Here is a 12,809-nt window from a genome sequence, read left to right as displayed (position 1 = left end):
CCACCGGCGGCGCGGGGCCGGGCCGGGCGTGGGCGGCCGCGCCGCCACGACGGATTCGCCGGGACGGTCGTCGTTAAGGTGTCTGCGTGAGCGTGCAACCCGGCTGGTACGTCGACCCCGCCGATCCCGAGACCCGACGGTACTGGGACGGCGAGGGCTGGATCGGCGCGCCCATCCCCGTCGACGAGACCCCACCCGAGGGTCCGCCCCCGGTCGAACCCCCACCCGCCCCGACACCGGAGCCGGCCGCACCGGCTCCGGTCGCGGGCACCACCCCACCCGGCTGGCCCACGTCCGCGCCGCCGGCCGCCGGCCCCCCTCCGGGCTGGCAGCCCCCGCCGGGCACACAGCCCCCACCGGGCTGGCAACCTCCGCCGGGTGCGCAGCCACCGTCGGGTTGGCAGCCACCGCCGGGCTGGCAGCCCCCGCCGGGTGCGCAGCCACCGCCGGGCTGGCAGCCGCCGCCGGGGTACGGTCAGCAGGCCGGACCGCCGCCCGGCTGGACGCCTCCGGGCTGGCCCGGGCAGGCTTCGCCGCGACCGCACGGCCTCGCGCTGGCCGGATACGGCCAGCGGCTGGCCGCCCGACTGATCGACTTCGGCATCCTCCTCCTGTTGAACGCAGCCGTGAACGGCTGGTTCATCTGGCAGCTCGCCCAGGAGATGGGGCCGTACTGGCGGGAGGTGTTCCGCCGCGCGGAGGCGGGCGACACCTCCGCGGAGGGGCTGCCGTCGATCGGCGAGCAGGCCGGTGGATTCCAGTTGGCGATCGTGGCGATCGCCTTCGGGCTCTGGCTCGCCTACGAGGTGCCCGCGATGGCGTCGGGCGGCCAGACCGTCGGCAAGCGGCTGATGCGGATCAGGGCGGTGCCGCTCGCCGGTGGCCAGACCCTCGGCTTCGGCCGTTCGCTGAGCCGGTGGAACCTGCTCGGCGGCATGCCGACCCTGCTGTGCTGCTGCTTCGGCCTGGGCCTGCTGCTCTATCTCATCGACGCGCTGTCCCCGCTCTTCGACCACCCGATGCGGCAGGCGCTGCACGACAAGCGGGCGCAGACCGTCGTCGTGCAGGTTCCCCGCGGCGCCGCCCCCGCCACCCCCGACCGCACCAACCCCCCGGGAGACACCCCATGAGCGACACCGGACGTTCCCAGCCGGCGCTGCGGCTGACCCGCGCCGACCTGGACGCGCTGCCCAACTACGTACCCGGCCGCAGCCCGGCCGACCTGGCTCGGGAGCTGGGCCTGCCGGAGGCCATCAAGCTGGCCAGCAACGAGGTCCCGTACGGCCCGCTGCCGGGCGTCGTCGAGGCCGTCGCCGAGGCCGCCACGGGCGCGCACCGCTACCCGGACATGGGCGTGGTCGCGCTCCGCGACGCGCTGGCCGAGCGGTACGGGGTGGACGCCGACCGGATCGCCACCGGCTGCGGGTCGGTGGCGCTGGCCGAGCACCTGGTGCGGGCCACCTGCCTCCCCGGCGACGAGGTCGTCTACTCGTGGCGCTCCTTCGAGGCGTACCCGATCATCGCGGCGACCAGCGGCGCGACCAGCGTGCGCGTGCCCAACGACGCCGGCCACGGCCACGACCTGGCGGCGATGGCGGCCGCGGTGACCGAGCGGACCCGGATGGTGGTGGTCTGCAACCCGAACAACCCGACCGGCACATCGGTCCGCCGCGCGGAGCTGGACCGCTTCCTGGACGCGGTGCCGGACGACGTGCTCGTGGTGATCGACGAGGCGTACCGGGAGTTCGTCACCGACCCCGAGGTGCCGGACGGCCTGACCTACCTGGACCGGCCCAACGTCGCGGTGCTGCGCACCCTGTCCAAGGCGTGGGGCCTGGCCGGGCTGCGGATCGGCTGGCTGGCCGCCGCACCCGAGGTGGCCGGCGCGGTACGCAAGGTGGTCACCCCCTTCTCCAGCAGCCTGGTCGCGCAGGCCGGCGCGCTCGCCGCGCTCGCCCAGGCCGACGAGGTGGAGCGGCGGTGCGCCCTGGTCGTGGCCGAGCGGGAGCGGGTCACCGAGGCGCTGCGCAAGTTCGTCCCCGACGTGCCGGGCAGCCAGGCCAACTTCGTGTGGCTGCCGCTCGGTGACCGCGCGGTGTCCTTCGGCAAGTCCTGCGAGGCACGCGGGGTGATCGTGCGCCCGTTCGCTGGCGACGGTGTGCGCGTGACCATCGGCACCCCGGCCGAGAACGACGCGTTCCTGGCCGCCGCCGAGGCGGCGCTGGCCTGACCGAGCCTCCGCGATAAATCCTTTTTGTCCGTTTGATCCCTGGAACTCCCTTATCTTCGGAGCTACCGGGCGCCGCCATTCCGGGCGCGGCGCCGGTCCACTTCGAGAAACGGGGAAGCAACCAGTGCGTACTGCCAAGATCTGTCTCACCGGGGCGGCGGCCGCCGCCCTGGTGGCGGCTCTCGCCGGGCCCGCCGCCGCGGCGCCCACCGTCGAAACGGACGCCACCTTCGAGGTGACCGCCGGCACTCTGGACGTGACCGCGCCGGCCACCGCCGACCTGGGCGCGGGCGGGTCCGGCACCGCCATCATCGGCGAGCTCGGCGAGGTCGAGGTCGAGGACACCCGGGCCTCCGCCGACGCCAGCTGGATCGCCAGCGTGACCGCCACCGTCTTCCAGACCGGGGGCGGCAGCCCGCCGGAGACCGTCCTGCCCGAAGAGATCGACTACTGGTCCGGCGCGGCCACCGGGACCACCGGCACCGGCACCTTCACGCCGGGGCAGCTCACCTCCGGCGACGCGGCCCCGCTGAGCACCGTCACGCCGCTCACCGCCTTCAGCCACAGCGGCGGCACCGGCAACAACTCCGCAGCCTGGAACCCGACCCTGGTCGTCAACGTCCCGCTCGACAGCATCGCGGGCGAGTACGCCGGCACGGTGACACATTCGGTGGCATAGCCGCCGGGGGCGGTCGATCGTCTCGGCTGCGATCGCGCTCGCCTGCCTCGCCGGTCCGGGTCTGTCGACCCGGGCCGGCGCGGCCGAGCCGGACTCCGACGAGGGCAGCATCGGGATCCGGTTGGTGGAGGCGCCGACCAACCGACGCGACGATCCCCGCGCCCTGCGCTACGTCGTCGACCACCTGCCACCGGGTAGCAGGATCAACCGGCAGCTCCTGGTCGTGAACCGCACTCCCGAGCATCGCCGCATCGATCTCTACCCGGCGGCGGCGACCCTGGACGATCAGCGATTCGTCTTCGGCGAGGGCCGTGCGGGCAACGAACTCACCTCGTGGGTCACGCTCGACCGCACGTCGGTCGAGCTGGAGCCCTGGGCGGAGACCCGGGTCCGGGCGACCGTGGCGGTGCCCCGGGCCGCCTCGGCTGGCGAGCGATACGGGGTGATCTGGGCGTCCGCCGCCTCCACACCCCGGCCCGGTGACTCGGTCACCCAGATCCACCGGGTGGGCGTACGGATGTATCTCGACGTCGGCCCCGGCGGCGAGCCCGCGTCCGACTTCGCCATCGGCGAACTGCGCCCCGCGCGGGATCCCGGAGGTGAGCCGTCGATCAGCGCCCAGGTGACGAACACCGGCGGTCGGGCCATCGACCTGTCCGGTCAGGTCATCCTGTCCGAGGGCCCGGCCGATAGCCGAGCGGGCCCGTTCGCGGTCACGAAGGGCACGACGCTGGCACCGGGCCAGTCCGGCCAGGTCTCCGCCCGGCTCCCCGCGGAGCTGCCGAACGGCCCGTGGAAGGTCGAGGTCGCGCTGGAGAGCGGGCGGATCAAGAAGACCGCGAGCGGACGGATCGAGTTTCCCGAAGCGGGTCGGGTCGGGAAGCCCGCCTCGGGCCTGTCCCGGGTCCTCACCGTCTGGACCGTCGGCGCGTCCCTGGTGGGGCTGCTGCTGGTGGCCGGGCTGGTCGGGCTGAGCCGCCGCTCCCGGCAGCCGTCGCGGCGACCGCCGGCCGGTCGAATTCCCGTCCGGCACTGAGCCGTCAGAGCCGCACCCGCCCGGCGTGACCGTGCCATCCAGGTCACGCCGGGCGATGGCGCGGTGAGCGGCCGCCGTCAGGCCGCACGCCGACGCGAGGGGCGCGGGTCACGCCGGACGGCGCGGACGGCGAGCCAACCGGCAAGCAGCAGAGCCGCACCTAGCCCGACCAGCAGCAGACCCGGCGATCCGCCCTCTCCGGTGACCGGCAGGTGGCCGCTCGGCGACGGCTGGGGCGTCGGCGGGGTGGGCTGCGGGCTGGGCGGAGTCGGCCGGGGTGTCGGCGGCTGCGGGGAGGCCGGCACGACCCGGAAGGTGACGTTCGAGCCTCCGGACGGCTCAACCCGCGCGACGGCCCGGGCGTCCGCCGACGTGGGTTGGGGGCCGCCCACCGGCGAGATCGCCAGGGCGATTCCCGCCGTTGCGGCGAGCCCCGCTCCGACAAACCATCCGGCCGCACTGGTACCCATCTGCTGCCCCCCGACCGAGAACATGAATCAGGAGAAACATACCTTTTCGGGCAGAACGTGACGGCGGTTCCGATCCTCCCGCGTCACCGTTACCCGATCAGGTGGCCGCGAGGACGAGCGGCTCCGACGTGAAGAAATAGCCCTGGTCGTCCGCGTCCGGGTCGACCGGCTCGCGGAGGCGCTCGACGACCAGATAGCCGTCCGCCGCGTACGCGGCACCCGGCGCGTATCCGGTGCCGTCCTGCCCCACCGTCAGGCTGAACCGGGACCGCTCCGCGCCGGTCGCCGGATCGACCGTGATCAGAGCCCGCGCGTCGGTCAGCAGGTGCACCCGGCCGGTCTGCACGGCGATCACCCGCCCCGGTCCGAGATCGGGCCGGCGCCACAGCTCCTCGCCGGTCCGGGCGGAACGGCCGACCAGCACCCCGTCCGCCACGGTGACCGCCTGGTCGCCGACCAGCTCGACGTCACGGCCGTCCAGCGCCGGCGCCGCGAGCGGGTCGCCCGAGCCGAGCAGCCAGCCGCGACCCGCCGCGTCACCCGGTCCGGCCGTGCGCAGCGCCGGGCACTCCGACCGCCCGGTCCGACAGCCCACCGGCGTGACGGCCAACTCGTCACCGGCGCCCGGCGGTCGCCACCGGCCGGTCACCGCACCGGTCGCCGCGTCCCGGAACTCCACCGTCGCCGGGCCGGCGCAGGCGTCCACGCCGACCAACTGGCCCGTCGCCGTGGTGCCCACGTCGGTGCGGCACGCGCCGACCAGGTCCGTACGCCACAACTCGCGCCCGTCGCCCAGCGCCACGGCACGCGCCTCCCCGGAGCCGGTCGCCACCACCACGCCCCGGCCGTCGGCGACGCGGGTCAGGTAGAGGCCGGGCGGGCTCCACACGATCGCCGCCCCGGTGCGCCGGGCGCTCGGTTGCTCCGCCGGGCGCGGTCCGTCAGCCCGCCACGCCACCGCGCCGGTACGCGCGTCCAGCGCCACCAGCCGGCCGTCCGACCAGCGGCTCACCACCGTCGTACCGCTCACCACGACACCGACCAGCTCGGCCGGCCAGCGCCGGTACGACCAGTACGGGGTGGTCCGGTGCCGGAAGTCGACCGGCCGGTCGGCGTAGACCTGCCGGTGGGCGGCGTACACGCGCAGCCGCCCGTCCACGATCAGCGGGGCAGCGGGCAGCCGGCCGACCACGCCGACCGGGGGCTGGGGTGCCGCCGGGTACGCCGCCTGCGCAACGGTGCTGACCTCGGCGGGGGCGAGCACCCGGTAGACCGTCGCCGCGACCGCGGCGGTGACGAGCAGTGCCGCTACCACCAGCACGATCCGTCGCCGGCCCTTCGGGAACCCCATGCCCACCTCCGCCCGGCACCCTACCCAGCGGAACCCGACCGTTCCCTGCCAGGTGTCCGCGGGGCCGAGGGGACGGTGGGGGCGGTGTCAGGCGGCCTCGACCGCTCCGGTGGGTCGTTCGGCGGCGAAGGCGAGGTCGGCGAGGTCGCGGCGGAGGGCGTGCTCCACGGCGCGGGCGGCCAGACCGCCGAGCAGCAGCGCGACCACCCGACCGTAGGGGTCGCTGAGCAGGGCCTCCTGGGTGACCCGGACGGCGGTGCCGCCCCGGCCCCTGCGTCGGGCGGCGCGCAGCGTCCAGGTGATGCGGTAGTCGACTCCGAACCCGGGGGAGGTCAGCACCAGCCGTCGGGGTGGGACGGCCTCCGTGACACAGAACTCCTCGACCAGGAGCCCGCCGCCGGGCTGGGCGCGAGGCTCCCGCCAGACTGTGCCGGGGCCGAACGCGCCGGGGGTGAGCAGCTCGACCGGGCCGGCGAGGTGTCGCCCGGCCCGGTCGGGCAGGTCGGTCAGGAGGCGCCAGACGTCGACGGCGTACGCCTCGATCAGTCGGGTAACCGCCACCGTCGACATGCCACCTCCCGTGGCGTCGACGGTACGCGGCGTGAGCGCGGCGCGGGGCCCTCCACACGGAATCTCCACCGCCGGGAGACCCGGGTCGGCACGCCCGGCGGTGGTGTCCGGTGGGTGGACGGTCAGCGGTCGAACTGACCGTCCCGGATCGCCGCCACGAAGGCTGTCCATCCCGGCGGGCTGACCGCGAGTGTGGGGCCGGCCTGGTCCTTCGAGTCGCGTACGCCGACGACGCCGGCGACGTCGACCAGGTTGTCCGCCACCTCCACGCAGAGTCCCTGGTCGTTGGAGCGGCTGCTGGTGCGCCAGACGGCGCCCGCCAGATCGTTCATCGTGACTACCTCCCTGTCCGGTGGGACGCCCCGCGCCCCGGCCGGGGGACCGTGGACCGGGCCCGGACCGGCGCGACGGGGCGTCGGAATCCGGAGCGATCAACGGGGGAGGTTACGACCTTGATCGCACACTCGGTGCGACAGCTCAGCGGGCGGGCAGGATGGTGCCGCTGACCTCGCCGAGGGCGACCGTCGTGCCGTCCGGGCCGGGCGCCGTCGCGGTGATGGTGACGGCGTCGCCGTCCTCCAGGAAGGTCCGGGTGGCGCCGTCGGCGAACTTCACCGGTTCGGCGCCGCCCCAGGTCAGCTCCAGGAACGAGCCGACCTGCCCGCGCTCGGGGCCGGAGACGGTGCCGGAGGCGTAGAGGTCCCCGGTACGCAGGGACGCGCCGTTGACGGTCAGGTGGGCCAACTGCTGCGCGGGGGTCCAGTACATGGTGTCGAACGGCGGCTCGGTGACCCGCTCCCCGTTCCACTCGACCGAAAGGCGCAGGTCCAGGCCGAGGTGCGGCACGTCGCGCAGGTAGTCGGCGACCGGCGGATCCTGCTCGGGCGCCGGCACGAACGCGTCGGCGAGGGCGTCCAGCGGCGTCACCCAGGCGGACACCGAGGTGGCGAACGACTTGCCGAGGAAGGGGCCGAGCGGCTGGTACTCCCAGGCCTGGATGTCCCGGGCCGACCAGTCGTTCACGAGCACCACACCGAAGACGTGGTCGGCGAAGTCGTCGGCGGAGACCCGCGAGCCCAGCGGACTCGGCACCCCGACCACGAAACCCACCTCGGCCTCGATGTCGAGGCGTACGGACGCGCCGTAGACCGGGCCGGCAGACGAGGCCCGCTGACCGCTGGGGCGGACCACCGGGGTGCCAGAGACGACCACCGTGCCGGCCCGGCCGTGGTAGCCGATCGGCAGGTGCTTCCAGTTCGGCAGCAGCGGCGGCTGGCCCGGCCGGAAGATCTGCCCCACGTTGCCCGCGTGGTGCTCGGACGAGTAGAAGTCGACGTAGTCGGCGACCTCGAACGGCAGGTGCAGCCGCACCGCGTCCAGCGGCACCAGCAGCGGCTCGACCGCCGGCCGGTGCGCAGGGTCGGTGAGCAGTTCGACGATCCGCTGCCGGGCGGCCGTCCACTGCGGCCGCCCGAGAGCCATGAACCGGTTGAGGGCGGGCGCGCGGAAGGCACCCGCCGCCAGCACCAGCCCGGCCTCCTCGGCGCCGGCCAGGTCGAGCACGAGGTCTCCGATGCGTACGCCGACGCGCGGCTCCTCGCCGTCACGGCTGAACACCCCGTACGGCAGGTTCGTCACCCCGTACGCCGAGCCTTCGACACCGGCCACCCAGGTCATGCGCCTTCGCCCCCGTTCAACAGCCCCAGCCGGGTCAGGTCGGTCAGTGGTTCCTCGATGCTGCACGAGCCGAAGCCGATCCACAGCGGACGCGCCCGGTCCCGGGCGGACGTGATGCGCTCGACCAGCGGTCCCCGGCTGGCCTTGAGCAGGATCCCGGCGACCGCGTCCGGCCCGGCGCCGTCGGCGGCGGCCACCGTCGCGGCCAGCAGGTTGGCGAACCCGTGGTGGGTGAACCCGGTCTCCGGTTCGAGGTGGCGGACCGCGCGGTGCAGCCCGGCGGTCAGCTTGAACGGCAGGTCGCGGTCCCGACAGGCGCAGATCACCGCGGCCAGTTCGGCCGGGGTGGGGAAGAGTTCGGCGGCGAGCCCGCCGGTGCGGAACTTCGCCGCGATCGGCAGCCCGCCGGCGCGGGCGGCGGTGAGCGTGTCCAGCGCGGCCATCAGGCCGAAGGTGAGCGGCAGTTCGGCGTAGACGTCGAGGGCGGGACGGTCGTGGCCGGTACCACGGGCCCGCTTGGCCAGCTCGATCAGCTTGTGCAGGCCGGGCTGCGGGTCCTCGCCGCGCTTGGCGACGGCCGCCTCCACCTGGCGGATCCGGACGCGCGGGTCGGCCTCGGCGCACGCCGCGTCGAGCCGGTCGACGGAGCCGTCGGCGATGACGCCGACCGCCAACCGCTCGTCGTCGGCGAGCAGCGCGGCCAGGTCGGGCAGCTTCGAGGCGGGGACCAGCAGGGGGCCGACGAGGTCGGCGTACCACGCGGCGCGGTGCCGGCGGTGTGCGGCCACCGCGTCGGGCAGCGCGGCACTGCCGGGCGGGAAGACGGCGGCGTCGTCCACGAGGCCGTCGAGGAGCGCGGGCACCTGCGTTGACACGGAACAAGAATGTACGGGACGCTACAAGGAACGGACAACAGCGTCCGATTATCGGACGCGTCGACCGGGTGCCGGGTCCTATCGGGAGGCGAGATGCCGTACTACCGCAGCGTCGGCGAGGTGCCGCGCAAGCGCCACACCCAGTTCCGCCAGCCCGACGGCAGCCTCTACGCCGAGGAGCTGATGGGCCAGGAGGGCTTCTCGTCCGACTCGTCGCTGCTCTACCACCGCCACGCCCCCACCGCGATCGTGGCGGCCGAGGAGTTCGCGCCGCCCGCGTACGCCCGGGTGCCCAACCTGCCGCTCAAGCCCCGCCACCTGCGCACCCACAAGCTGGACGGCGCCGGCGCCGACCCGGTGCTCGGCCGGCAGTACCTGCTCGCCAACGACGACGTGCGGATCGCGTACGTGCTGGCCGACCAGCCGTCCCCACTGTTCCGCGACGCCACCGGCGACCACTGCCTCTACGTCGAGGCCGGCAGTCTGCGCGTCGAGTCGACCTTCGGCGTGCTCGACGCGGTCGCCGGCGACTACGTCATCGTCCCCACGTCGACCATCCACCGCCTGGTGCCGACCGGCGACCAGCCGGTACGCCTGCTGACCATCGAGGCGTCCGGTCACATCGGCCCACCCAAGCGCTACCTCTCCGTCCGCGGCCAGTTCCTGGAGCACTCTCCCTACTGCGAGCGAGACGTCCGCGGACCGGACGCGCCGCTGCTCGTCGACGGGGAGGACGTCGAGGTGCTGGTCCGGCACCGTCGCGGCTGGACCCGGCACGTGTACGCCAACCACCCCTTCGACGTGGTCGGCTGGGACGGCCACCTCTACCCGTGGGCCTTCTCCATCCACGACTTCGAACCCATCACCGGCCGCATCCACCAGCCGCCGCCCGTGCACCAGACCTTCCAGGGCCCGAACTTCGTCATCTGCTCGTTCGTGCCGCGCAAGGTGGACTACCACCCCGACGCGATCCCGGTGCCCTACAACCACCACAACGTCGACTCCGACGAGATGCTCTTCTACACCGGCGGCAACTACGAGGCCCGGCGTGGTTCGGGGATCGAGCAGGGCTCCATCTCGCTGCACCCGTCCGGCTTCACCCACGGCCCCCAGCCCGGCGCGGCGGAGCGGGCGATCGGTGTCGACTTCTTCGACGAACTGGCGGTCATGGTCGACACCTTCCGCCCGCTCGACCTCTGCGACGCCGCCACCACCTGCGAGGACCCGGGCTACGCCTGGACCTGGGCCCGCCGGCCCTGACCACCGCGCCCCCGGGCGCGCTCCGCCGGCGCCCGGGTCAGGTGCGGTCGCCCCGGACCCGCTCAGACCGGGGTGCGGGACCAGACGACCAGCTCGGCGGCGGCCGCCACGGCGATGGCGAACACCAGCGGCCACGGGCTGCCGACCAGGGCGTACAGGAGGATGAGCACCGGCGCGGCGGCCGCCGCGTAGACCGCCAGCGCCAACGAACGGTCGGCGCGGAGCAGGCCGGGCAGGACGGTACGGGACGGCCCGGGCAGCTTCGCGGCGAAACGCCAGGCCACCAGCGCCCCCACCGGCCGCCGCGAAGACCGCCGCGAAGCGGGACAGGCCGCCACTGCCCGCCGCGAGACAGGCGATGAGCACCGCCGTGATCATGGACCAGCCCGCCGCGTAGACGACGAGCTGCCGCACGCCGGCGGAGATCGTCCGACCGGAGTCCACCCGGCCGGGCGCCACCGTGGCGGCGTCGGCGAGGTGCTCCAGCGCCTCGCTCCAGCGGCGCTGCTCCAGCCGGATCACGCCGATGTCGTGCTGCGCCTCGGCGAGCTGCGGATCGAGCCGCAGCGCCTCCCGGTAAGCCCGCTCGGCCAGGTCGAACATCTGCATGTTGGCGGCGACCAGCCCGAGGACCAGGTGCGCCTGCGGCTCCTCCGGCGCCAGCTCCACCCCGCGCCAGGCCGCGTTGAGCGCGGTCTGACCGTTGCGGGAGCCGGCCAGGATCGCCGCGGCGCTGCTCTGCGCGTACGCGTCGTTCGGGCCGAGCGCCAGGATCTCGTCGGCGGCGCGGGCCGACTCGGCATAGCGCTCCAGGTCGGCCAGGGCCATGCCCCGCACGACCAGGGCCGACACGCTGCCCGGGGCGGCTGCCAGGGCGGCGTCGGCGGCGGTGAGGGCCTCGGTCGCCCGGTCGGCGGCCAGGTGGACCCGGGCCAGCAGGGTGAGCGCGGCCGCGTTGGCCGGCTCGAGGGCGACCGCGTATGCGACCTCGGCGGCGGCCTCGTCGTAGCGGCCGAGTTCGGCGAGGAGCTGGGCGCGCTGGAGGTAGCCGTCGGCGGAGGACTGCTCGGGGGCGGTGTCGCTGGACATCGCGGCGAGCCTAGCCGGTTCCACACGCGACGGCCCCGACCGATCGGCCACAGGTTGCCAGGCTGCACCAGCGCCGCAGGCCGCTCTCGTCGAGGAAGAGCCAGCCACAGCGCTCGTCCCGGCAGGCCCGGACGGTCAGCCGGCGCGGGTCGACCAGCAGCTCGGCGGCACTCCACGCCACGGCGTGCAGCGGCAACCACAGCCCGGTCGCCAGGTCCGGCCACCACCGCCCCCGCCCGTCCGGCTCCCGGCGCAGCACGTGCGCCTTCGCGGCGTCCCGCGCGAACCGGGCGACCGCGTCGAACGCCGGTCGGTCATCGGGGTCGGTCAGGCAGGCGTGGAGCCGGTTCCGCAGTGCGCGGACCGCGTCGAGGACCGCCTCGGCCGTCCCGGGGTCGTGCCGGGCCAGGCCGATCAGTCGGTGCACCGCCGACTCGTCGGTCAGACCGACGTAGCCGGTCCACACCGCCAGGGTGCGGTAACCGCGCAGCCACTCCGATCCGGGCAGTGGCGGTTCGTGGCCCCAGCCGGCGAAGGTGTTGCAGAAGTCCAGCGCCGGATGCCCACCGACGTTCCACGGCAGCTCCTCGCCGTGCAACCGCACCTCGTAGACCGGCCGGCCGGGCCGGTCGAGCCGATGGTCGTCCCGGAGGATGCCCCGGTGCACCTCGCGCAGCTTCGGTCCCGGCTCGATCCCGAGTTCGTCGACGAGCAGCTGCCGGGTCGCCCGGTACAGCAGCAGCGCGTCCGCCTGCCGGGACGCCCGGTACAGGGCGGTCATCAGGATGGCGACGAGCTGTTCCCGGGTCGGGTAGCGCTCCACCAGCGGGGTGAGCTCGCTGATCACCAGGGCGTGCCGGCCCAGCGCCAGCTGGGCCTCCGCCCGCAGTTCGAGGCCGGTGAGCCGCAGTTCCTCGATCGGCCCCTGGAGCCGCTCGCGGAGCTGGTCGTCGGCGGTGTCGGCGAGCAGCGGCCCGCGCCAGAGAGCCAGGGCGCGGTCGAGCAGCCGGACCCGCTCGGCGGGATCCGTGGTCGTGCCCGCCTCCACCGCGAGGCTCCGGAACTCCTGCACGTCGACGTGGTGCTCGTCGGGCTCCACCAGGTATCCGTCTCCCCTGGTGACGATCCGGACCCCGTACGGGGCCAGGGACGGCCGTAGCCGGCCGATGTAGGTGTGCACCACGCTCCGGGCCGAGCCGGGGGGCCGCCCACTCCACAGCAGGTCGATGAGCCGGTCGGTGCTCACCAGACGACCGGCGTCGAGCAGGAGGACGGCGAGGATGCACCGCTCCTGGCGGCGACTGTCCATCTCGACGGGCCGGCCGTCATGGCGCGCTTCGAAGGTCCCGAGCAGTCGGAAGTCCATGCCGACAGTCTGACCACAGGGGAGCCCGCCGGCTCGGGTCCGCCGCACGGGATCACCGCGACGCGGTGACCGGACGGTGAGGTCCGGGTCCGGGAAGGAGCTGACCGGGCCCGCCCGGCGTACGCCACGGCCGCCGGACGGTCAGGACGTGGTGAGTGGGAACGACGATCCTGGTCCGGTCAGACCTGATCATCGAGGAGACGGAG

12 protein-coding genes and 1 pseudogene are annotated in these 12,809 nt (G+C 74.5%); 5 read left to right on the top strand and 8 right to left on the bottom strand.

All coding sequences use genetic code 11. The annotated features are described in order from the left end of the window. Nucleotides 1-86: 86 nt before the first annotated feature. The 4 genes from GA0070620_RS23905 to GA0070620_RS23890 all read left to right on the top strand — a co-directional run bounded on the left by GA0070620_RS23905 (nucleotide 87) and on the right by GA0070620_RS23890 (nucleotide 3,945). Nucleotides 87-1,130 carry an RDD family protein gene (locus tag GA0070620_RS23905; RefSeq protein WP_091594415.1) on the top strand — a complete coding sequence of 348 codons (1,044 nt, stop codon included), beginning with the start codon at nucleotides 87-89 and terminating at the stop codon, nucleotides 1,128-1,130. Beyond that, a complete protein-coding gene (gene hisC / locus GA0070620_RS23900) occupies nucleotides 1,127-2,230 on the top strand; it encodes a histidinol-phosphate transaminase (RefSeq protein WP_091594413.1) in 1,104 nt (367 codons plus the stop codon). The genes GA0070620_RS23905 and hisC overlap by 4 nt, the downstream gene beginning before the upstream one ends. A gap of 124 nt (nucleotides 2,231-2,354) precedes the next feature. Beyond that, nucleotides 2,355-2,909 (top strand): hypothetical protein, encoded by a 555-nt coding sequence (locus tag GA0070620_RS23895; protein ID WP_231921947.1) that lies wholly within the window; start codon nucleotides 2,355-2,357, stop codon nucleotides 2,907-2,909. A 124-nt stretch (nucleotides 2,910-3,033) separates the two neighbouring features. Continuing rightward, nucleotides 3,034-3,945: a COG1470 family protein gene (locus tag GA0070620_RS23890; protein WP_091594411.1), complete on the top strand. Its 912-nt coding sequence runs from the start codon at nucleotides 3,034-3,036 to the stop codon at nucleotides 3,943-3,945. A 77-nt stretch (nucleotides 3,946-4,022) separates the two neighbouring features. Here GA0070620_RS23890 and GA0070620_RS34270 read toward each other — a convergent pair whose 3' ends face one another. The 6 genes from GA0070620_RS34270 to GA0070620_RS23860 form a co-directional block, all read right to left on the bottom strand. After that, nucleotides 4,023-4,415: an LPXTG cell wall anchor domain-containing protein gene (locus GA0070620_RS34270; protein WP_197677480.1), complete on the bottom strand. Its 393-nt coding sequence runs from the start codon at nucleotides 4,413-4,415 to the stop codon at nucleotides 4,023-4,025. A gap of 97 nt (nucleotides 4,416-4,512) precedes the next feature. Beyond that, a complete protein-coding gene (locus tag GA0070620_RS23880) occupies nucleotides 4,513-5,766 on the bottom strand; it encodes an outer membrane protein assembly factor BamB family protein (protein WP_091594408.1) in 1,254 nt (417 codons plus the stop codon). An 87-nt stretch (nucleotides 5,767-5,853) separates the two neighbouring features. Then, nucleotides 5,854-6,336 (bottom strand): SRPBCC family protein, encoded by a 483-nt coding sequence (locus GA0070620_RS23875; RefSeq protein ID WP_091594406.1) that lies wholly within the window; start codon nucleotides 6,334-6,336, stop codon nucleotides 5,854-5,856. A 122-nt stretch (nucleotides 6,337-6,458) separates the two neighbouring features. Next, nucleotides 6,459-6,668, bottom strand: coding sequence for a DUF397 domain-containing protein (locus GA0070620_RS23870; RefSeq protein ID WP_091594404.1), 210 nt, complete (start codon nucleotides 6,666-6,668; stop codon nucleotides 6,459-6,461). A gap of 145 nt (nucleotides 6,669-6,813) precedes the next feature. Next, a complete protein-coding gene (fahA, locus tag GA0070620_RS23865) occupies nucleotides 6,814-8,013 on the bottom strand; it encodes a fumarylacetoacetase (protein ID WP_091594402.1) in 1,200 nt (399 codons plus the stop codon). Further along, nucleotides 8,010-8,888, bottom strand: coding sequence for a hypothetical protein (locus tag GA0070620_RS23860; RefSeq protein ID WP_091594400.1), 879 nt, complete (start codon nucleotides 8,886-8,888; stop codon nucleotides 8,010-8,012). Before GA0070620_RS23860 ends, fahA begins: the two co-directional genes overlap by 4 nt. A 93-nt stretch (nucleotides 8,889-8,981) precedes the next feature. Between GA0070620_RS23860 and GA0070620_RS23855 the strand changes: the two genes are divergently transcribed. Then, nucleotides 8,982-10,148: a homogentisate 1,2-dioxygenase gene (locus tag GA0070620_RS23855; RefSeq protein WP_091594398.1), complete on the top strand. Its 1,167-nt coding sequence runs from the start codon at nucleotides 8,982-8,984 to the stop codon at nucleotides 10,146-10,148. A 62-nt stretch (nucleotides 10,149-10,210) separates the two neighbouring features. Here the strand turns inward: GA0070620_RS23855 and GA0070620_RS23850 are convergent. After that, nucleotides 10,211-11,237, bottom strand: a pseudogene (locus tag GA0070620_RS23850) (tetratricopeptide repeat protein). 10 nt (nucleotides 11,238-11,247) lie between these two features. Next, nucleotides 11,248-12,603, bottom strand: a complete 1,356-nt coding sequence (locus GA0070620_RS23845) for a BTAD domain-containing putative transcriptional regulator (protein ID WP_091594396.1) — start codon at nucleotides 12,601-12,603, stop codon at nucleotides 11,248-11,250. Nucleotides 12,604-12,809: the final 206 nt, after the last annotated feature.

Source organism: Micromonospora krabiensis (assembly GCF_900091425.1).
Taxonomy (GTDB): domain Bacteria; phylum Actinomycetota; class Actinomycetes; order Mycobacteriales; family Micromonosporaceae; genus Micromonospora; species Micromonospora krabiensis.
This window is presented reverse-complemented; position numbering and strand designations above follow the sequence as displayed.

What these genes read in the sequence shown, in the direction of transcription:
- hisC (WP_091594413.1), top strand. Translation starts at nt 1,127, where the DNA reads ATGAGCGACACCGGACGTTCCCAGCCGGCGCTGCGGCTGACCCGCGCC.
- GA0070620_RS34270 (WP_197677480.1), bottom strand. Translation starts at nt 4,415, where the DNA reads ATGGGTACCAGTGCGGCCGGATGGTTTGTCGGAGCGGGGCTCGCCGCA.
- GA0070620_RS23880 (WP_091594408.1), bottom strand. Translation starts at nt 5,766, where the DNA reads ATGGGGTTCCCGAAGGGCCGGCGACGGATCGTGCTGGTGGTAGCGGCA.
- GA0070620_RS23875 (WP_091594406.1), bottom strand. Translation starts at nt 6,336, where the DNA reads ATGTCGACGGTGGCGGTTACCCGACTGATCGAGGCGTACGCCGTCGAC.
- GA0070620_RS23870 (WP_091594404.1), bottom strand. Translation starts at nt 6,668, where the DNA reads ATGAACGATCTGGCGGGCGCCGTCTGGCGCACCAGCAGCCGCTCCAAC.
- fahA (WP_091594402.1), bottom strand. Translation starts at nt 8,013, where the DNA reads ATGACCTGGGTGGCCGGTGTCGAAGGCTCGGCGTACGGGGTGACGAAC.
- GA0070620_RS23855 (WP_091594398.1), top strand. Translation starts at nt 8,982, where the DNA reads ATGCCGTACTACCGCAGCGTCGGCGAGGTGCCGCGCAAGCGCCACACC.
- GA0070620_RS23845 (WP_091594396.1), bottom strand. Translation starts at nt 12,603, where the DNA reads ATGGACTTCCGACTGCTCGGGACCTTCGAAGCGCGCCATGACGGCCGG.